The organism is Psychrobacillus sp. Z16_25, from assembly GCF_056856695.1.
In genome coordinates this window covers 1-20,190 of the sequence record NZ_JBXEOV010000006.1, presented here as the reverse complement: position 1 = coordinate 20,190, position 20,190 = coordinate 1, and the positions used below count along the sequence as shown (strand labels likewise).

At 39.1% G+C, this 20,190-nt stretch carries 16 protein-coding genes, 1 pseudogene and 1 other annotated feature; of the genes and pseudogenes, 6 read left to right on the top strand and 11 right to left on the bottom strand.

Annotation, left to right across the window (positions count from 1 at the left end; all coding sequences use genetic code 11):
• Window positions 1–11: 11 nt before the first annotated feature.
• Window positions 12–347, bottom strand: a complete 336-nt coding sequence (locus tag AC1VU3_RS08190) for an HAAS signaling domain-containing protein (protein ID WP_482983250.1) — start codon at window positions 345–347, stop codon at window positions 12–14.
• A gap of 307 nt (window positions 348–654) precedes the next feature.
• Between AC1VU3_RS08190 and AC1VU3_RS08185 the strand changes: the two genes are divergently transcribed.
• Window positions 655–1,131 carry a VanZ family protein gene (locus AC1VU3_RS08185; protein ID WP_482983249.1) on the top strand — a complete coding sequence of 159 codons (477 nt, stop codon included), beginning with the start codon at window positions 655–657 and terminating at the stop codon, window positions 1,129–1,131.
• A 59-nt stretch (window positions 1,132–1,190) separates the two neighbouring features.
• On the opposite strand, the gene AC1VU3_RS08180 is transcribed toward AC1VU3_RS08185, so the two are convergent.
• From AC1VU3_RS08180 to AC1VU3_RS08170, 3 genes are all read right to left on the bottom strand, one after another.
• Entirely contained in the window at window positions 1,191–2,201 is a 1,011-nt protein-coding gene (locus tag AC1VU3_RS08180; protein ID WP_482983248.1) for a DUF4179 domain-containing protein, read from the bottom strand.
• Window positions 2,198–2,728, bottom strand: coding sequence for a sigma-70 family RNA polymerase sigma factor (locus tag AC1VU3_RS08175; RefSeq protein WP_482983247.1), 531 nt, complete (start codon window positions 2,726–2,728; stop codon window positions 2,198–2,200). The genes AC1VU3_RS08180 and AC1VU3_RS08175 overlap by 4 nt, the downstream gene beginning before the upstream one ends.
• Window positions 2,729–2,874: 146 nt before the next feature.
• Window positions 2,875–3,381 (bottom strand): GNAT family N-acetyltransferase, encoded by a 507-nt coding sequence (locus tag AC1VU3_RS08170; RefSeq protein WP_482983246.1) that lies wholly within the window; start codon window positions 3,379–3,381, stop codon window positions 2,875–2,877.
• Between the two features lie 146 nt (window positions 3,382–3,527).
• On the opposite strand from AC1VU3_RS08170, the gene AC1VU3_RS08165 reads away from it, so the two are divergent.
• Complete coding sequence (locus tag AC1VU3_RS08165; protein WP_480389288.1) at window positions 3,528–4,385, top strand: DegV family protein; 858 nt, start codon at window positions 3,528–3,530, stop codon at window positions 4,383–4,385.
• 385 nt (window positions 4,386–4,770) lie between these two features.
• On the opposite strand, the gene thrS is transcribed toward AC1VU3_RS08165, so the two are convergent.
• From thrS to AC1VU3_RS08140, 5 genes are all read right to left on the bottom strand, one after another.
• Window positions 4,771–5,961: a threonine--tRNA ligase gene (gene thrS, locus AC1VU3_RS08160; protein ID WP_482983245.1), complete on the bottom strand. Its 1,191-nt coding sequence runs from the start codon at window positions 5,959–5,961 to the stop codon at window positions 4,771–4,773.
• Between the two features lie 49 nt (window positions 5,962–6,010).
• Window positions 6,011–6,234 (bottom strand) — a binding site (T-box leader).
• Window positions 6,235–6,675: 441 nt separating this feature from the next.
• Entirely contained in the window at window positions 6,676–8,022 is a 1,347-nt protein-coding gene (locus tag AC1VU3_RS08155; protein ID WP_482983244.1) for a CoA-disulfide reductase, read from the bottom strand.
• A gap of 143 nt (window positions 8,023–8,165) precedes the next feature.
• A complete protein-coding gene (locus AC1VU3_RS08150) occupies window positions 8,166–10,205 on the bottom strand; it encodes a catalase (RefSeq protein ID WP_482983323.1) in 2,040 nt (679 codons plus the stop codon).
• A gap of 136 nt (window positions 10,206–10,341) precedes the next feature.
• Window positions 10,342–11,121 carry an enoyl-ACP reductase FabI gene (gene fabI / locus AC1VU3_RS08145; RefSeq protein WP_480389285.1) on the bottom strand — a complete coding sequence of 260 codons (780 nt, stop codon included), beginning with the start codon at window positions 11,119–11,121 and terminating at the stop codon, window positions 10,342–10,344.
• 435 nt (window positions 11,122–11,556) lie between these two features.
• Window positions 11,557–12,474 carry a MerR family transcriptional regulator gene (locus AC1VU3_RS08140; RefSeq protein ID WP_482983243.1) on the bottom strand — a complete coding sequence of 306 codons (918 nt, stop codon included), beginning with the start codon at window positions 12,472–12,474 and terminating at the stop codon, window positions 11,557–11,559.
• 385 nt (window positions 12,475–12,859) lie between these two features.
• Here AC1VU3_RS08140 and AC1VU3_RS08135 point away from each other — a divergent pair, with 385 nt between their 5' ends.
• The 4 genes from AC1VU3_RS08135 (at window position 12,860) to AC1VU3_RS08120 (ending at window position 17,292) form a co-directional block, all read left to right on the top strand.
• Window positions 12,860–14,164: a globin-coupled sensor protein gene (locus AC1VU3_RS08135; RefSeq protein WP_482983242.1), complete on the top strand. Its 1,305-nt coding sequence runs from the start codon at window positions 12,860–12,862 to the stop codon at window positions 14,162–14,164.
• 25 nt (window positions 14,165–14,189) lie between these two features.
• Window positions 14,190–15,260 carry an ABC transporter permease gene (locus tag AC1VU3_RS08130; protein ID WP_482983241.1) on the top strand — a complete coding sequence of 357 codons (1,071 nt, stop codon included), beginning with the start codon at window positions 14,190–14,192 and terminating at the stop codon, window positions 15,258–15,260.
• Between the two features lie 4 nt (window positions 15,261–15,264).
• The gene (locus AC1VU3_RS08125) at window positions 15,265–15,975 is read left to right on the top strand and encodes an ABC transporter ATP-binding protein (RefSeq protein ID WP_482983240.1); all 711 of its coding nucleotides are present in this window, start codon (window positions 15,265–15,267) and stop codon (window positions 15,973–15,975) included.
• Between the two features lie 153 nt (window positions 15,976–16,128).
• Entirely contained in the window at window positions 16,129–17,292 is a 1,164-nt protein-coding gene (locus AC1VU3_RS08120; RefSeq protein ID WP_482983322.1) for an aminotransferase class I/II-fold pyridoxal phosphate-dependent enzyme, read from the top strand.
• A gap of 280 nt (window positions 17,293–17,572) precedes the next feature.
• On the opposite strand, the gene AC1VU3_RS08115 is transcribed toward AC1VU3_RS08120, so the two are convergent.
• Together AC1VU3_RS08115 and AC1VU3_RS08110 are read right to left on the bottom strand one after the other, a co-directional pair.
• Window positions 17,573–19,222, bottom strand: a complete 1,650-nt coding sequence (locus tag AC1VU3_RS08115; RefSeq protein WP_482983239.1) for a diguanylate cyclase domain-containing protein — start codon at window positions 19,220–19,222, stop codon at window positions 17,573–17,575.
• A gap of 77 nt (window positions 19,223–19,299) precedes the next feature.
• Window positions 19,300–20,008, bottom strand: a pseudogene (locus AC1VU3_RS08110) (MATE family efflux transporter).
• Window positions 20,009–20,190 lie beyond the last annotated feature (182 nt).

The following is a 20,190-nucleotide window of genomic DNA, read 5'->3' as shown; positions in this document are numbered from 1 at the left end:
CTCCTTTTATGTCAGCTCCATCGGAATGCTCGTTCCAAAGCAGCCACTGTGACTTTTTCAACAGCTGAAGTGATTTTATTCGTCAGATCAGGTTCATTAATCTTCACCTGTATATGAATAGGAGACGCTTCAGGCTGAATCATTTCTTCCTCGCTATATGCCTTCAACAATTCTTCGGCAATATAATCTGCCGGCCCCAATGAATCCATTATTTCTTGATCATTTTTCCCTTCTTTTCTACCTGCGAAAAAATAATGATGAAAATCTCTCATTACACGGTTCCTTTCAGGGGCGTTAAGTCTAGACAAAGCTTTTTCTAACTGTTGCAAGTATAACTCTACACTCATCTTCAACTCTCCTTTTTTACACGGTACTGTTTAATATACAATAGCATAACGCTATTGTATTATGCAAGGTACTAGATAAAAAATACTTAAATTATTCAGATAGTTGTTTGTGGTGGAGGAATTGTTTAGTGTAAATAAAAAGGAAATATTTTCAATACCCAGCGATTCACTTCCCGTTTGACCTAGATAACTTGCGATTGCCTTTTATTTACTTGCCCATGAAGAAACTGGTTGCTCACACTAGAGATACATACCGATACTTATTTATCCCTACATTTATGCGAAACAAAGCTGTATTATTAGATACATGAAAAGACTAATACCACTTATCTGTTTATTAATCATTGTTTTTATTTCTTCTGGTCAATCGGCTGAGCAGCAGTCTTTGGAGATGCTTTTGCAAAAATGGCTTCCAGATAAGCCGCTTGCTGGATTTCTTTCTCATTTCTCCATTCCCTATTGGGGTACTCAAGTATCTATAGAAGAAAGAGGCTATTATGCCTTTGTAGAATTTTTAATTCGAAAAGGGACTCACTTTGTTTTCTTCGGTATTCTCAGCTTGGCTGTATATTATGCTTTACCTAAATGGAAATATCGCAAAGGAATCACTATCATCATCTTATTCTTTTTGGCCATAGCAGATGAATTACGTCAATCTATGACTCCAGGGAGAACTGCTAGTATGCAGGATGTATTGCTGGATACCAGTGGAGCCGCAACAGCTATGCTGATCATTTTCTTTATCAGTTGGAGAAAAAAACAAACTAAAATTGAAAAAGAATAGACAAAATGAACGTATACTTAAAATATACGTTCATTTTATCACCTTAGACTATTCAGTGATTATTCAGTTTCCAGTAACGGCACTACTAGTTTTAATTCTGTTATTTCCTCTCTTTCCCCTTCCTTATTCGTACGCAGGGGAACAAAAGTCAATGAAGTTGGGATTACATCAAAAGGCGGCAATGTAAGAACGATTTGATGACCATAGTTTCCCGGAACCATTCCCTGCTGTAAAGTCAGACCGTCATATATTCGCCCTTCTGAATCCTGTACATAATATTCAAATGCTGGCCATTTATCATTTTCATTCAACTCCAACGGATAATCTGCACTCAAATCTATCCTTGTAGCTAGAGGTGTAAATATCACCTTTTCAGTTTTCAACGTATATAATCCATCATCTGTCGTAGCAGATACCTCTGGATAAAAAGCAGAAACCTCTGCAGATACTTTTTGAAGGTCAAAGGATACTTCTAAATTAGTCTCATATCCAAATAAATCTTCACCATGAACTGTTACTTCTATTTCATCACCATATTGGTCATAGTTAGCGAACGTCAATTGACGATGCTCAATAACGGTATGTGAGTCTATATCATCTTGCCCTCCTTGCCCACTTGCTACTTGAACAGGCTGGCCATTGATCGTGACATATCCAAAGCTATTTACTCCACTCATATCAAGCTCCTTATCCCCTGTATAGATGACAGAGACCATTAGGCGAGAACCGTCATAGGCTGCCTCTTTTACTGTCATCGTTATCCCGTTCTGACTGTCACTTTTATTAATCAAGGTAGCTAAATTATCTCGTTCCACCTTTTCCGAGGCAATATCTCTAAAATCCTTGTAAATAGAGCCGATGAGTGGAATATTGTTCAAGGCTTCCGCCATACCTGTAGAGACGAAGCCTGAGCCAAGCAGCGAAAGACATAGACCACATGCAACTAGGAAGGAACGCTTAATGGTATTTCGTGTCTTTCTTTTTTTCTTCGCCTGCAACATTGCCTTTTTTTCTCTTGCCTTTAACTGATCTATAGGGATGATGATATTGTCGTTAGATTGACCGCTCATAGCATATAGTCCTCCTTTAAAATGGGTCTAAGCTCTTTCTTAGCTCTATTTAAGTGGGATTTTACAGTTCCTTCAGGATAATTCATAATCTCGGCAATTTCCTTAATAGATAAGTAATGATAATACCGCAACAAGATAATTGTCTTCGCTGATGGATTTAAGGTTTTGATGGCTTCTGAAACATCCATTGAAGTGGTGATTGCATCGTTTTTCTCTGGCGCAATTAATCGAGCAAACATCTCCTCATCCTCTGTTGTAAAATGTCGAGATTCTTTTCGAATAAAGTCAATGGATTTAAAAACAATTATTTTCGTAATCCAGCTTGAAAAGCTTTCTGCCTTCTTCAATTTTTTAATAGAAATATAGGCTGTATAGATCGTTTCCTGATAAACATCTAAAGCATCCTGTTCATTTTTCACATAAGAATAAGCTGTTCTATACAGCTTTTCACGAACCGAACTAATCAACTCTTCGAATGCTTCGTCATTTCCCTTCTTTGCTTTATGTACTAATTTTACTACATCCATTTCTACTCCCCTTTCTGTTATGTATTAAAGTCGAATGTAGAACAAGATTGGTTGCAAAATACACAAAATCATTCCTATGTAAAAAACAGAATCACAAATTTATGATTCTGTCTCTAGTCATTTTGCAAGCATCCTCGCCACTTAGGTTATCTGATTCTCAACACCCTATGCTGTTCATCGTAATATTGATTTCCTACCTTCAGCGCTCTTTTTTCTTCTCCAAAAACCTCAAATCCTAGACTTTTATAGAGATTCTTTGCTGTTTCATTGCTTGTGACGACTGATAAATTAATTTGTTCAATTTCTTCATTCTGCTTGGCCTGCTCTATTGCTCTTAACAAAAGAGCCTTTCCTACACCCGTACCACGGGCGGAAGGCGTTACATACATAGCAAATATATTGGCTCGATGCTTCATCTTCAAGGTACTTTCTTGAACAAGCGTCACATTACCTATTAGCCTTTCATCTATAAATGCCCCGAAATTATAGTTACCTTCGGTCTGAAATCTAGCTTTCACTCTCTCAATTGGTTCTTTTTGCTGAACAGCCTCCTCATAGCTGCTTCCAAATGCTTCCGGATTCTGTTGTAGTGCTTCCAGCCTTAATTCCCAATATGTCGCTGCATCTTGCACTTCTAATAACCGTATCTTCATGGTCAATCCCTCCAAAATTTGTTCAAATTATGTTCAAATTATGTTTCAGACTCCGAAATTTCGACAAAACATGACAAGTAACACTATGACTTCGAACATTTCTGTTATACATTGCGGATAAGACTATTCTACACCGAGGTGACATAATGACAACTAATGCCAAAAAAATTGCTTGGATCACTGATACTGCAGCATTATTAGACGAAGAGTTCATCACTAAACACCAAATTCATGTCTTACCCTTAAATATTATTTTTGAAGAAAAAGCTTATCGCGAAACAATCGACCTTACTAGTGATGAGTTTTATCATAAATTGAGAACTGCCAAAGTTCACCCTAAAACCTCACAGCCACCCATCGGAGAGATGGTGAAGCTTTACGAGGATTTAAAGGCACAAGGCTATGATTGCGCAATAGCAATTCACGTATCTAGTGATCTATCAGGAACATTTCATAGTTCCCAAACAGCATCTAAACTAGCAAACTTCCCGGTATATGCTATAGATTCGAAGATAGGCTCTTATCCTATGGTGAAAATGCTAGAGACTGGTCAAAGCATGATAGAAAAGGGAAGCTCTATGGAGGAAGTGCTCTCTACATTGGAGGGTATGACACGTAACTCAGAGCTTTCCTTTATTCCATCCAGCCTTTCACAGCTCCATAAAAGTGGTCGTGTTTCAGGAACAGCTGCTTTTCTAAGTAATCTACTAAATATCAAGCTTGTCATCTCCTTTGATAACGGAAAGGTTGTCATGAAGGAAAAGGTCCGTTCAACCAAACGAGCGAAAAACTATGTAACGGATCTACTTAGAAAAGACATGGAAATAGCCAAAGTACCTGAGGTGGCTGTGATTAACTGCAACAACTTAAAAGATGCTCAAGCTTGGAAAGAAGAATTGCAAGCTGAGCTTCCAGAGCTAAACGTAATTGTCATACCCCTAAGCGCTTGTGTCGGCGTTCATGCCGGAGAAGGAACTATAGGACTTAGCTGGGTGCGATATTAAAGTGAGTCTAGGATAGATCGAAGAAAGACTTATGATTCTATATATGATTAGAATCATAAGTGCTTTCTTGAATTTTGAGACACAGGTTCTCCGCTACGTCGGACGCTTTCCGTGGGCACGGATTGAGGCCAACAGGATGTTGGTCAGGAAAACGTTGTCACACAATGTGACGCTTTTAGTTTTCCTTCCTTAACTCTCCCTCGGTGCTCCTGTCGCTCCGCTTTCGTCGCAAATAAATTTGCTGTTCCCACAGGAGTCACCTACGCTGCTTCGAACCAATAGAGTTTCTTACTAAAAATAATTTTTGATTAATAAATTTGAAAAAGGACATAATCCATCAAGAAAGAAATAGATTTTGTCCCAGCCTCATCCCTTTCACATCTCCTTATCCTCTTAAAAGTGATAGAAATTCATGTAACCCCATCTCCCCTATACTACCCACCTTATGCTTCCGCACAGAAACCACATTCTTTTCTACTTCTTGGTCCCCAATAATCAGCATATACGGGTGCTTTTGAAGAGACGCCTCTCTTATTTTCAGTCCAATTTTTTCTACACGATCATCCATTTCTACACGATAACCTTTATCCTCCAGCTGCTGCTTAATCTCTCTAGCATAGTTGATTTGGTGGTCTGAAATCGGTAGTAGTTTTACCTGTACAGGAGCGAGCCAAAGTGGAAAGCTTCCTTGATAATGCTCTAAAAGAATCGCCATGAACCGTTCAATAGAGCCGTAAATTGCCCTATGAATCATGATTGGCTGTTTTAATTCATTATGCTCATCTACGTACTTACAGTCAAACTTTTCTGGCATTTGAAAATCTAGCTGTATTGTTCCACATTGCCAGCTTCTTCCCACCCAGTCGTAGATATGAAAGTCAATCTTCGGTCCATAAAAGGCTCCATCTCCTTCATTTACTTGATACTCCACATGTCGTTGTTGCAAAACGTTTTCTAATGCCTGCTCTGCTCGATTCCAATTATCTAATGATCCCATGTAATCTTCAGGTCGTGTAGACAACTCAACTTTGTAGCTAAAACCAAATGCTGAATAGAACTCATCCACTAACTCTAGTACCTTTGCGATTTCCTCTTCTATTTGACTCTCTAGTACAAAGAGATGTGCATCATCCTGAGTAAAAGCACGGACTCTCAGCAATCCATTCAATGACCCGGACAGCTCATGGCGGTGAACCAGACCAAGCTCTGCATAACGAAGTGGCAACTCACGATAACCTCTTCGCTTACTGTTAAAAATCAGCACTGCACCAGGGCAATTCATAGGTTTGATCGCATACTTTTGGTCATCCACATCTGAAAAGTACATATTTTTATGGTAATGATCCCAATGCCCTGATTTCTCCCACAACTCCTGTTTCATCATAATCGGTGTTTTTATCTCCTGGTAGCCCGCTTTCCTATGCTTTTCTTTCCAAAAACTCTCTAATTGATTTCGCAAAACCATCCCATTTGGAAGATAAAACGGCATTCCTGGTGCCTCTTCCATAGACATAAATAATTCTAATTGTTGGCCTAGCTTTTGATGACTTAGCCTTTCCACTGCTTTTACTGACATTGTTAATTCCTCCCGATTTATGAATAATAAAAGACCACACTCATCCCGTACAAGGGACGAATGTGGTCGTGGTTCCACCCTAATTTTGCAGCATAATGAAGGCTGCACTCAAGTAAGATAACGGTTTCCCGGTTACAGATAATCGCCAGTAAGCTTTCCCTGCAACTGCTCCAAGGTGGTAAGTTAGTCTACTTTCCTCAGGGATTTCAGCCTGTGTCCCTGGTCTCTGTAAAGAAAAGTATGATTTACTCATATCCTTATCGTTGCATTTCATATTTAAATAAAGTGAAACTTTGATTGGTGGGGGGTTCTTTCTTCCCCACCAATCATTAGTTGAACCAATCGGGCTTTTAGGGACAGTTGATCTCCCACTTCGCTGTCGCCTTTCTTTTACCATCTGGAAGTGGGAGTCTTACTGTCCCTTAATGCGGGATAAAAAAAGACCACACCCATCCCATATAAGGGACGAATGTGGTCGTGGTTCCACCCTAATTTCGCAGCGTAAAGTAGCTGCACTCAAATAAGATAACGGTTTCCCGATTACGGTTATCATTTTCCCGTAATAGCTCCAAGGTGGTAAATCACTCTTATTTCTGAAGGGCTTTCAGCCGATGACCCTGTTCTCTTTCCAGAAAGCGAAGAAATGATTCTTGTCCTTTTCCTTGCTGATTATGTCCAATTAAATTTTTTATAGTATATGCCATTATGTTAAATTTAGTCAATACTTAAATTTTTTGATTCCTTTCTAGCCAATTGCTGAAGGGGGTCCCAAACACCATTGAAAGGCGGAGAATAAGAAAGGTCCATATCAACTAAATCGTACAAGGACATTTCATGAAATAAAGCCATTGCTAGCACGTCTGTCCTTTTATCAACACCATTACCGCCAATGATTTGCCCTCCCAGTAGGAGCTTAGATTCCTTCTGACAGAGTAGCTTGATTTGCATCAATTCCTTCCCAGGATAATAACCAGCTATGTCATTTGCTTGTAAGGTATACACTTCGTAAGCAATACCTATTCGTTCTGCCTCTTTTTCAGATAATCCCGTTCTTCCCAGGTTTAAATCATAAAATTTCATAATGGATGTACCAAGCACTCCCTTAAACTCCTTACTTACTCCTATCATATTCAACCCTGCTAGTCTTCCTTGCTTATTAGCGGTAGTGCCTAGTGGTATATAGTCATTTAAATGCTTGATTCTGTGGTAATGAGTAGCACAGTCTCCAGCAGCAAATATATCGGTAATATTTGTTTCCAAGAATGGATTAACAATAATTGCTCCATTCGAATGTAGCGTAATGCCTGTATCCTTTAAAAAGCCTGTGTTAGGCTTTACTCCAACGGCTACCAGCACCATGTCTGTATCGTATTCCCCTTTGTCCGTTACTACCTTTTCCACTCTTTTATTTCCTTGAAAGGCTTCTACTTCTTCCTCTAATATAACCTCTATTTTATTCTTGATAGCCTCTTGATAAACAAACTCTGCCATATCAGAATCAAAGATATCCGCAAGCTGGTCTCCACGCTGTATAATGCGGACCTTTTTCCCTGCGCTCACAAAGTTCTCTGCCATTTCTAATCCTACATATCCACCACCAATAATGGTAACCTGCTTTACTAATTCTAAATCCTTTATAATGGCTTCCGCACTCGGGATTGTTTTAATCGTATGTACACCCTCAAGCTGGTAGCCACTCCAATGGGGAATTACTGGCCTTGCCCCTGTTGCAATTAACAATCGATCATAAGAGTATTCAAAGCTCTCTCCTGTAAGTAAATTTGTCCCTTCAACGGTCTTCTTATCAGGATTTACGCCTGTCACCTTATGTCTAACCCTTGCATCTATTCCATATTTCTCTCGAAAAGTTTCTACCGTTCTGGCAATTAAGTCCCCGGTATCTGGAATAAGACCACCTACTACGTATGGTAGACCACACTGTCCATAAGAATAGATTTGGCCTCTTTCAAGTGTAGTAATTTCCGCCGTAGGATCATTACGGACAATTTCCATTGCCGCACTCATTCCTGCTGCATCCCCACCAATAATTACATATCGCACATGATTTCCCCCATTCCTTATTCATTATTCTCCCATTGTTAAAATGAATATACTTGAACACCTCGCCTAACCCAAAAGGGTGCCCAAAAGTAATAACTTTAGACACCCTATTCCTATCTCTTTGTTTAGCAATCTATTTCTTTCTATACCGCTCTATCCCAGAAGCGGTGCTTCGCTATCGCTTGGATAAAAGTATCTACAAAGGTAATTCCTTTTTCGCTCGTAAATACACCCACTTGTCCATCTAAATGAAGATCTGTTATGACTTGATCTCCGCTAAAGGAGGAGCCTATCGGCTTGTAGTGAGTATACGCCTCTTGAATGAATAGCATGGCTTGCTTCTTAAACATCGGGGTCATTCCCTTATCACTAACGATATAGACAGCATCAAACAACACAGAATCTGCCGTAAGGAAAGTATGGTCAACTTCTAGTGTAGAGCCACCCACACCTTTAACTGTACCAGCATGATCACTTACTACCTCTGGCATTGTTCCTTTTGCTTTGAGTCCGTCTAATACCTCCAATAACCCTTCATCGAATCCATCCCCTACTAAGACTGCTATTTTTCTAGTATCTGGCTTCATCACAGTATTTAACTGACTTAATGCTGGAGAGGTTTTCGTATTGGATTTTTCAACAGTGCCTTGTACCACAAGACCTAAATTTTCTGCCACCTTACTAGCAAGATCAAAGTCTATATTTGCAATCATTTCAATTACTTGAACTCTTATAGACTTTTCCTTACACTTTCCTAGCTCGAAGCTAAATGCCTCTATGATATGCTCTTTCTCCGGCTTACTCATACTATTCCAGAACAAAGTCGCTTGGGAGAAATGATCTTTAAAGCTTTCGCTTCTTGCCCTTACCTTGCGAGCATCTATTTTTTCTTGGTAGTGTGTGTAACCGCCCTCTTCAGCACTTACTGGTGTAGGCGTATTCCCTGCTAGGGAGTTTTTATGGTAGCTTACTCGTCCTACATTAATCGTCTGTCTACTAAATCCGTCTCTTTGGTTGTTATGGAAAGGACAAACCGGACGGTTAATCGGGATTTCATGGAAGTTAGGGCCCCCAAGACGGAGAAGCTGTGTATCTGTGTAAGAGAACAATCTACCTTGCAGTAGCGGATCGTTAGTAAAATCAATACCAGGTACTACGTGCCCTGGATGAAATGCTACTTGCTCCGTTTCTGCGAATACATTGTCCACATTTCGATTTAATGTCATTTTCCCAATAATTTTCACCGGCACGTCTTCCTCCGGCCATATTTTCGTAGTGTCTAGAAGATCGAAATCAAATGCGAACTCGTCCTCTTCTGCGATTAGCTGTACACCTAATTCATATTCTGGAAAGTCTCCATTCTCAATCGATTCATATAGATCTCGTCTATGGAAGTCAGGATCCTTTCCGTTTATCTTCTGTGCTTCATCCCAAACAACAGAATGTGTTCCTAAGAGAGGCTTCCAATGGAATTTCACAAAGTGAGACTTTCCTTCTTCATTTACAAAACGGAAGGTGTTCACACCAAAGCCCTCCATCATACGGAAGCTACGAGGGATTGCACGGTCTGACATCGCCCACATAATCATATGCGCTGTTTCCTGATTATTGGCCACAAAATCCCAGAATGTATCATGCGCGGATGCAGCCTGTGGTATTTCGTTATGCGGCTCTGGTTTAAGGGCATGAATTAAATCTGGAAACTTGATAGCGTCTTGTATAAAGAAAACCGGTATGTTATTTCCTACTAAGTCATAGTTCCCTTCCTCCGTGTAAAACTTTGTTGCAAAGCCACGAGCATCGCGTGCCAGCTCTCCTGAGCCTCTAGATCCAGCTACCGTGGAAAATCTAACGAAAACTGGCGTTTTAGAACCTGGATTTTGCAAGAACTTTGCTTTCGTATATGGCTTCATCGACTCATAAACCTCGAATACTCCATGAGCTGCAAAGCCTCTTGCATGAACGATTCTCTCAGGTATACGCTCATGGTCGAAGTGCGTCATTTTTTCACGAAAATGAAAATCCTCCATCAAGGTTGGACCTCGCTCCCCAGCCTTCAAGGAGAATTCATCCTCTGAAACCTTCAATCCTTGGTTCGTTGTCATCGCCTGATCCTTATCAACGACTCTAAATTTCTCTAACTGTTCATTTTTGCTATTTTCATTTACATGCTTGTCCACTATATATACCTCCTACAGAATCATTTGTTGTTCAAATACCCTCCTCCGTACTCCTAAAACTTTTTTTATCATAATTCCAAGAAATAGCTCTCTTAAATAGAAAAAGCCATCCTCTAAGCAATAGAGGACAGCCAATACTTTAACCCATAATATGATATCCAGAATCTACATACACAATTTCTCCAGTGACTCCTCGTGATAAATGTCCGAGCAGACCAACTGTCATGTCTCCAACTTCTTCTTGTGTAACATTTCTTTTTAATGGAGAGGTTTCTTCAATCTTCTTCAGAATTGTATTAAACGAAGGAACTCCTTTAGCAGCCAATGTTCTAACAGCACCAGCAGAAATAGCATTCACTCGGATATTCTGCTTACCCAAGTCAAAAGCTAAATATTTTACCGCTGATTCTAATGCGGCTTTAGCCACTCCCATTACATTATAGCCTTCTAGTACTCTTTCTGCTCCAAGGTAGCTCATTGTAACAATGGAGCCACCCTCTGTCATGAACGGTGCCGCCTCTCGTGCTGTTGCTATTAAAGAATAAGCACTTGTATCTTGAGCAAACGCATAGCCTTCTCTGCTCGTTTGTACAAAGTCTCCCTTTAAATCCTCTGCATGGGCAAAGGCAACAGAATGAACAACTCCGTGGATGACCCCAACTTCTGCCCCAATTTTTTCAAAGGCAGCTTTCATGCTTTCATCACTATTCACATCACACTCAACCACTAAGACATCTCCAAGCTCGTGATCCTTCACTAGCTTTTCTATTTTTCCCAGAGATCTTTCTTTACGGTATGTAAAAATAACGTTTGCCCCGACCCCTACAAGAGATTTCGCGACTCCCCATGCAAGGCTGCGCTCGTTTGCCACACCCATCACTACTATATTTTTATCCTTTAACTGAATAAGATCCTTCATCATGAATCCCCCTATTTTCATACCTGTTATTAGCACCTGTTACTAATTTAATCATACCACATTTTTTCTAATATTCTACTATCTTTTTAACCCTCTAAGAACTGTGCAGGTATCAATAGCTACTTTAACATATAAGGAGGAAATAACCGGATTACTCATTCTCCGTAAGTCAGTATTCAATTGATCTAGAGATGTAATGCCATAGATAATAAAAAGTAGTTGCGATAAATAAAAATTAGCACTTACGATGCTATCATAAGTGCTAAAACTATTCTGGAGACTCAGGTTATCTGCTGCGTCGGACACTTTCCACGGGGGCGTGGCAAGCCAGCACACAACGCTTACGCGTGTGGTCGTACTGTCTTGCCTACCACCTTGCTCCCGTAGGAGTCGCAAAGGTCCCTCTAAAAATGACTTTTCAGAACGGCCCTTAGCTCATAAATATTTCTTTCTATTCTCTAATACTTCCTCCATAGAGTTGGCCAAACGGATATGCTTCAAATTCTTACAAGCAAAGTATTGTATGGCTCCAGCCCCACCAATATAAAATTCAATATGCGGGTGCTGTTCTGCAAACTGATCCAAACCAGCTAACAGCTTGGGATTCCTTTCGAATGGAATAGTAGTAGTTGCAGATAGAAGGACAAGCTGAGGCTTGATTTTTTCTACCATCGATTCTATAGAACCAGGAGCAGGAGACGCTCCAATTAGAATCGATTTCCAGCCCTTCATCATGAATTGTAGCAATAGGATATGAATGGGAACCTCATGCTCCTCATGTGGTAGGCAGCTACCAATCACTATGGGAGCATCATCTCGATATTTAAAATTGCGTCTAATCTGCACTAAATAATCTCGGACCACCATACTGGATACAGCTTCTTGGTATTCATCCCATTCATCCTTTTCCCACCTATTTCCCACTTCGAGGAGAAATGGCTGTACTACTTGAGCTAAAAAATCCTCTAAGCCATATCGATGATAAGCCTGTTGCAGAATATAATTTAATTCTATTTCATTGCAGGTAGTTCCCTTTTCTAGAAGACGAAGAACATAGTCATTAAAGTCTGGCAACAACTTAGAAGAAACAGTTTCAGCTTGCACGTCCCTTTCAGGAGGTTCCTCCTCCACAAGCATGGCAGCTTGCTTCAGTGAGTAGCCCTGTTCTGACAAAGCCTTTACCTTTAAAAGCTTTCGGATATCTTCTTCGCTATATATTCTATAACCATTTTCCAGCCTCTTAGGATGAACAAGATTATAGCGTTCTTCCCATTTCCGTATTACCTGCTTAGACAAGCCTGTAACGCTAGACACCTGCTGTATATTATAATTGCCACTTGAGCCCGCTTGCATAAATGCCCATCCTTTCAGCACCAACTAGGTGTATATTCCAAAATGAATCATTCTCCAAAACATTATACAACTATTTGACAATTATAGAAAGAAAAACTGACTTATTCAAGTATAACTACTACATATAACTTAACTTTTTACAGGAATATTTCTTGTAGCACTTATTAATCCAATATGTAAAACTACTCTTCCTTTCCTTTATCCTTGATATCCAAGCCCTCTCCCCTGGCTGTATATTCACCATTTTATTTACCGCTACCTTGCATTCCCTAAAAGGATATACAAACAATCTATTTTAACTTTATACAAACATTTGACAATAATTCTACACCATGCTAATAATATAAAGAAGAATATAAATTTTTTAACAAAAGGGGAATGGAAAGTGTCGCTTTTATTCAGAAGATGGATGCAAGAAGAAAACGAACTGCAAACAAACAAGAATGATAAGGAGCCGGTTATTGAACTTAGCAAATATCCTGAGCTCCAATTACAAATGAGCCTGATTGGTCTAACGAAAGAGGATTTCCACTGCATTCAAACGTTTCAGCCATATGTGGAAAAGGGTATCGACGACATTGTGTCTGTTTTCTACGAAAGAGTATTAGCTGTCCCCTCTTTAAAAAGAATCATTGAGGAAAGAACCAAAATTGAGCGTTTAAAACAAACTGTCGGTGCCTATATGATTGACATGTTTAGTGGAAATCTCACAGAACAAACTATTGAGAAAAAAAGAAAGATTGCCCAAATGCATTTTAAAATTGGGCTAGAGCCTAAGTGGTATATGGGAACCTTCCACCAAATCCAACATATAATTATTTCTTTAATTAACAAAGAAGTTACCAGCTTTCGTTTGAAGGAGAAGACAATCCAAACTGTCTCCAAGCTCATTAACTTTGAAATGCAAATAGTATTAGAAGAATACGAAAAGGAAAATGAAAAGCTTAGGAAGCAGCAATATGATCTAGTAAAAGCAGAGCTGAAAAGCAATATCTCTGCTATATGCGAAAACCTTGCAAGCCTTACAGAAGAAACAACGACTTCTATCAAGCAAGTAGAGATAAATGCTTCTACCATTAGAGAAACAGTTAAACAAAATCTTTTAAGAGGTAAAGGAATTCAGGCTGATGCCACTGACGGTACTAAGTTGATTGAACACTTACAGCTTCAAATGGAGGCAGTTTCATCCAACAATGATTCGATGGTGGATATGATCGGCGACCTTCAGCAATCCTCTCAGGAGATTTCTCAAATTATTAGCCTTGTAAAGCAAATAGCAGAGCAAACAAATCTATTAGCCTTAAACGCTTCTATAGAGGCTGCTAGGGCAGGTGAACATGGAAAAGGCTTTGCTGTAGTAGCCCAAGAGGTAAGAAAGCTAGCAGAACAGTCTAAAAGCTCTGTTAGTCAAATTACCAACTTAGTTCATAATTCCACAAAACTAACCAATGATGCCGGAACCACTATTACTTTTATGAAGAGGAGTGTAGAAGTCGGGCTAGAAAGCTCAAAAGAAACAAATAAAAGATTCAATCAAATTTTCAGCTCTATAGAAGAAAATAATACCTATATAGATGAGATAGAAGGAAAAATCACAGAGCTTGTTCAAGTCATCAATAGCATTTCAACAGATACGAATAATGTGGCTTTTACTGCTGATGAGCTGTATCAAACTGCCATTCAGCTTTAAATAAATTATATGGATGTGAGCCTTTATGTTTTTAGCATGGAATGAAATCAAGAAGAACAAGTTACGATTTATTTTAATTATTGGAGTCCTAATGCTAGTAGCCTACTTAGTCTTTTTCTTGTCCGGTCTAGCCACCGGTTTAGCAAATTTGAATCGAGAAGCCGTGGATAAATGGAATGCCACCGCTATTATTCTTACAGAAGAATCCGATAAGAGTCTCCCGCAATCCTCTTTCTCCAAAGAAGAAACAGCTAATGTAGAAGCAAATGAATTAGCTGTGCTCGGGCAGATAAACGCCATTGCCTCCAATGGGGATTCCAAACAGAATGTAGCTATTTTCGGAATAGACAAGGAAGAATTTATTATGCCTAACGTTACAGATGGAGAAGAGTTCACTAAGGAGAACGAAGTAATAGCAAGTGACTCCTTAAAGGATGAAGGATTTTCTATTGGTGATGAATTAGAGTTAGCAACCTCGGACGAAGTATTAACCATAGTCGGTTTTACAGACAGCTCTCGTTTCAATGCTGCACCTGTTTTGTATACAGATTTAGTTACGCTGCAAAAGGTTAAGTTTGGTGAAGGAGCTGAGGCAAACAAGGATATGATTAATGGCATTGTTGTGTCAGATGAAAGCTTCTCGACTGTTTCTACCTCTAATGAGCAATTAGAAATTATCGAGATTGAAAGCTTTATCGAAAGTCTTCCCGGTTATACAGAACAGTCTCTCACTTTGAATTTTATGATTTACTTTTTATTTGCGATTTCCTCCATTATAGTTGCCATCTTTTTGTACGTACTTACCGTACAAAAAATTAGTATGTTCGGTGTTATGAAGGCACAAGGGATATCGAATACTTACCTATCCATATCTGTCATAGCACAAACGTTTTTACTAGCCTTCATCGGAGTGACAATTGGGTTTGGCTTAACTATTTTGACAGGAAAATTCCTTCCAAACGAAGTCCCTGTTTCTTTTGACTTCGGAACAATGATCTTATATGGAGTGGTATTAGTTATTGTTGCAATTCTTGGAGCTGTATTTTCTGTATTAACCATTGTGAAAGTAGATCCCTTAAAAGCGATAGGAGGTTAACAGTATGGCAATTTTAAAATTAGAGGGTGTCCAAAAAACCTTTGGCACCGATCACAAAAAAGTAGAGGCATTGAAGGAGACTCATTTTACCGCAAATAAAGGGGAGCTCATTGCCGTAATTGGGCCCTCTGGTTCTGGCAAGAGTACCTTTCTCACCATAGCAGGAGGACTTCAAACTCCTTCGGAGGGGGAAATCATTATAAACGGTCATAACTTATCACAGTTAAATGAAAAGAAGCGGTCGAAAATTCGGCTTAAGGAAATCGGCTTTATTCTACAAGCCTCCAATTTGGTTCCATTCCTTACTGTTGATAACCAGATGAAGCTTTTAGATCGTGTGAAGAATGAGAATATGAATAAGAGCGAATTAGAAAAGCTTTACGATAACCTTGGAATTACTGAGCTAAGAAAGAAGTACCCTTCTGATTTATCCGGGGGAGAGCGTCAAAGAGTGGCCATTGCAAAGGCATTATACAGCAAGCCTTCCATCCTGTTAGCGGATGAGCCAACAGCCTCTCTTGATTCGGAAAGAGCATATGAGGTTATGAAGCTACTAAAAAAAGAAACAGAAAATAACCAAACTACAACTATTGTCGTTACGCATGATACTCGACTCATCGACTTTTGCGACAAAGTATTTGTCATGAGAGATGGAGTCTTAAAAGAAGAAACAAAGAAGAAAATTGAAAAAAAGGACCCTCTAGCCACCCAATAATATGATGACCTGCCAATATAAAGTAGATGGCAGGTCATTTTTTTATTCCTTTAATATATTTATCACAAAATTGATAGTTTTTATGCTAATATGGTACATAAAAATTCGGTTGGAAAAGGAGTGACTAGGTTGATTATTAAGCCTTCCCTTAAAATGAGTCGATTTGAGCCTGCTATCTTTGGAGATTTAAAAGCTGCAGCTGCCAAGAAAAAAGCTGCTGGATATGATATATATGATTTAAGCTTAGGAAGTCCAGATATACCACCCACAGAGGAAATAAGAAAGGTGCTTTCCGAACAGAGCTATTTAGAAACATCCTATGGCTACACATTATCTGGAACAAGTAGATTTTATGAGGCAGTTGCCAATTACTATAAACGATGCTATCAAATTGAACTTAATCCACAAACAGAAATCGTTCAAACGATGGGCTCACAGGAAGGCTTAGTACATCTTCCAATAGCCTTTTGTGATGAAGGAGACATTATTCTCACTACCAACCCCGGCTATGTAGCGTACGATGCTGGGATAAAGCTAGCCGGAGCCACCCCTTATTTTATGAATCTAGTTGAAGAAAATGGTTATTTACCAGACCTAGCGGCTATCCCAGAAGAAATCGCCTTGAAAGCAAAGCTTTTGATCTTAAATCTTCCGGGAAATCCGGTTCCTGCAATGCCGAATCGAGAGTTTTTTGAGCAAGTGGTAGCCTTTGCAAAGACATATAATATTATTGTGTTACATGATGCGGCATACTCTGAATTTTATTTTAACGGAGACGGCCCTTTCAGCTTTCTCTCTACGCCGGGAGCAATGGAAGTAGGGATGGAGATTAACTCCCTTTCTAAAAGCTTTAGTTTAGCAGGCGCAAGAATCGCTTATATTGCCGGGAATGCAGAAATGATCAGTATTATGAAGCAGCTGAAATCTAACCTAGATTTCGGTATATACGCTCCTATACAAGAAGCTGGGATTGTTGCATTGAATAATGCAGAGGCTATTACCGATAAACTAAGAGAAACCTTTGCGGCTAGGCATCATGTGCTGATGACCGGCTTGAGAGACTTAGGCTGGACAGTTGCACCTTCAGAAGGGGGCATGTTCGTTTGGGCTAAGTATCCTTACTCTCTAAACGATAAAGATTTTGCTTTCGAGGTAATTAAACAAGCAGGTGTTGTTCTGGTTCCTGGGACTGTATTCGGTTCTGCTGGTGAAGGACATGTACGAATAGCTTTAGTTCAAGATATTCCAGTACTTCAGAAAGCTTTGGAACAGCTAAGTAAGCTTCAAATTAGAGATACAGAGCTTTCACCGATTTAACCTCTTTCTCGAAGAACTGACTCTCTAAGTCTTTAAGTAAAGTGAGATCTAATTCAACAAACCACAGCTTTACAGACAATGGGGTCGTCTGAAAAGTCATTCTGAGACGGCACTTTCGCAACGAGGATGGTGGCACTTTGATACGATCGCCACAGGAGGAATAATACATAGTCGATATCTATTAAAGAAGGAAGGGGTGTCCCATAAGCTTTCACTTATAGGACACCCCCTTTGTTTGTTACTATTCGTTCGAGCGGAATGCCTCCATATAGCATATTTATTATGCATAATAAATTTGATACACATTTTTCCCTGCATTTTTAGCTTCGTACATAGCCTCGTCTGCCATTTTTAATATCTCGGTGGACGAAAGATTTTCTTCCTCTGCTACAGCAATGCCTATGCTCGTAGTGATCGTATGTGTGTCTCCACCTATTTCCCAAGGAGCACCGATGGAACTCACAATCAGTTCCACTAAATCCTCTAGCTCCGCTCTCTCCATTTGCTCAACACATATAATAAATTCATCGCCGCCAAGTCTTGCAACTAGTCCTCGTTCCGGTGCAATTTCTTTAAGTCTTTTCCCAAATTCTAAGATGACAGAATCACCAGCCTCATGCCCATATGTATCATTAATAGATTTAAAGTCATCGATATCTAACAAGATGACAGCATAATTGATTCCCTCTTTTTCCTTTCTTCCAATCATTTCCGTTAATTTATCCTGCAAGTATCTTCTATTTGCTAGACCTGTCAACGAGTCATGATAGGCAAAATACTGCAACTGATCTTCATTTTTCTTTTGAGAGGTGATGTCACGGATTACAAGGACCATATGTCGAAATATATGTTGCTCATTGAACACAGGAGTTCCTGTCAATTCAGTCCAAATCCACCCTTTGTCCCTATGTTTCAACTGTAGCTGCATGCTATATGGCTTCCCATCCATAATAGATGTTGCAAATTCAGTTTCTACCTTCTGTTTATACTGAGGGTGAACATTAATAGGGAGATACCTATTTCTTATTTCATCTTCAGTCAAACCTAACATTTTTTTACTAGATGGAGAGATATATAGACATTCCTTTTGGTCGTTCATTAACACAATTACCTCTTGAACATTTTCGGCTATTACTCGAAAGTTCTTCTCTACTTCGATGTATTGATCTGCCAGCTTGTCCATCTCACGCATATCTTTTACCATTACAAAAAAACCAAGTATTCTATTTGCGCTTTTAATAGGCACAAATTGTATAAGAGATCCGATTTTTACATTTTTAGAGTTCAAAAAGTTAAATCGAAAGCTTTTGGTAGGTTTATGAAAGGTCTCCTTAAAGCACGAATAAGCTTCCTCTCTATTTTCTTTGTCTATATAATCAAAAAAGAAAGAGCCGAGCAAATTCTTCTTCATATAACCAGATAGCTGACTTGCCATCTCATTTACATTCTGAATAAAACCAGCTAAATCTATAGTAAAAATTGCATCCGGATTATTCTCATACAAGGAAAGCTGTTGAAGATTTTTTTCCTCCAACAGTTTATGTGCCTTTTTTTCCTTTGTAATATCCTTAGCTATTCCAACTATATACCTGCAGCTTCCGTCTTGTTCTATAATAGGAGTCAATTTTGTTTCTGTATATTGATGCCCTTTGCCCTTTGGATCATAAATCACAGATTGAAATGAAATTATTTCCTTTTGGTTAAAGGCTTTGTTATATTGTCTTTCTAATTCCTCGGAAAGTTCTTGAGAGAATAATTCACGAAAGGTTTTATTAATAGGATTTACTTGTGAACGAAAATGGGAGAGAACCGCACTATTTACAAATTGATAGCGAAATTGGTTATCGTCGTCCATCTGGACAATGAACACCATATCCTGAATCCCTTCCATCAACACCTGCATGAATGGTAAATTAGGAGATTCATTCATCTCTTCACCCCCTGCTTGTCTTTGATTTAATTTAAACATAATGCCCTAGTGTTGGAAATAGAAAAAAGAGCCTAGACTTATATCGTCTGGCTCTCAATTTGACCTATTTTTTCGGTCTGATTTTCAATTAATGAATATCGCTCCCACTTTCTGCTCCTCCACCGGAAGAACATAATAATTCCACGGGTCCATTCATCTGCGGCTATTGCTAACCAGATCCCTATAAGACCCATATCCAGCACGAAGACAAAGAAATAGCCTAAAGGTAGACTCATCATAACCATGGACAATGCACCCATTGCTACTGGGAAACTAGCATCTCCTGCAGCTCGCAAAGAATTTATGATTACTATATTTAATGTTCTTCCTGTTTCCAACAGAAAGCTTAAAACAAGGACAGAAGCACCTAACTCAATGATTTCCTCTAGCGGACATCATTGAGTTAGAGAATATAACAAAGATAATACTTAATACAATTCCCACACAAAGGTTTAGTGTAATAGCAAGACCTGAAATTTTAGAGACCTCTATAAATCTTTTGGAACCAAGATATTGTGATACGACGATTGCCGCTCCATTCCCAACAACCTCGAGCACTAAGATCGCAATATGGATGTATTGATTTGCTGCTCCTACACCTGATACTGCCACATCCGAAACTGCGCTTAGCATAAACGTATCCGCAATACCCATTAACATAAACAAAAAAACTTCTAAAAAGATTGGCCAAGTTAAATGAAATAGACTTAACTTCTCTCCCAAAACTTTATTCTTACGTACATTCAACTTTATTCTTTCTTCTCTATTTATTTCATATCAGATGAAATTCTAACACAGAAGAAGTTATTCTACTATAAAGTGAAACTTTGATTGGTGGAGGTTTACTTTCATCCACCAATCATTAGTTGAACCAATCGGGCTTTTAGGGACAGTTGATCTCCCACTTAGCTGTCCTATTTCTTTTGCCA

Coding starts and splice junctions, on each gene's coding strand:
- AC1VU3_RS08190 (WP_482983250.1), bottom strand. CDS start 347: ATGAGTGTAGAGTTATACTTGCAACAGTTAGAAAAAGCTTTGTCTAGA.
- AC1VU3_RS08185 (WP_482983249.1), top strand. CDS start 655: ATGAAAAGACTAATACCACTTATCTGTTTATTAATCATTGTTTTTATT.
- AC1VU3_RS08180 (WP_482983248.1), bottom strand. CDS start 2,201: ATGAGCGGTCAATCTAACGACAATATCATCATCCCTATAGATCAGTTA.
- AC1VU3_RS08175 (WP_482983247.1), bottom strand. CDS start 2,728: ATGGATGTAGTAAAATTAGTACATAAAGCAAAGAAGGGAAATGACGAA.
- AC1VU3_RS08170 (WP_482983246.1), bottom strand. CDS start 3,381: ATGAAGATACGGTTATTAGAAGTGCAAGATGCAGCGACATATTGGGAA.
- AC1VU3_RS08165 (WP_480389288.1), top strand. CDS start 3,528: ATGACAACTAATGCCAAAAAAATTGCTTGGATCACTGATACTGCAGCA.
- thrS (WP_482983245.1), bottom strand. CDS start 5,961: ATGTCAGTAAAAGCAGTGGAAAGGCTAAGTCATCAAAAGCTAGGCCAA.
- fabI (WP_480389285.1), bottom strand. CDS start 11,121: ATGAAGGATCTTATTCAGTTAAAGGATAAAAATATAGTAGTGATGGGT.
- AC1VU3_RS08140 (WP_482983243.1), bottom strand. CDS start 12,474: ATGCAAGCGGGCTCAAGTGGCAATTATAATATACAGCAGGTGTCTAGC.
- AC1VU3_RS08130 (WP_482983241.1), top strand. CDS start 14,190: ATGTTTTTAGCATGGAATGAAATCAAGAAGAACAAGTTACGATTTATT.
- AC1VU3_RS08125 (WP_482983240.1), top strand. CDS start 15,265: ATGGCAATTTTAAAATTAGAGGGTGTCCAAAAAACCTTTGGCACCGAT.
- AC1VU3_RS08120 (WP_482983322.1), top strand. CDS start 16,129: ATGAGTCGATTTGAGCCTGCTATCTTTGGAGATTTAAAAGCTGCAGCT.
- AC1VU3_RS08115 (WP_482983239.1), bottom strand. CDS start 19,222: ATGAATGAATCTCCTAATTTACCATTCATGCAGGTGTTGATGGAAGGG.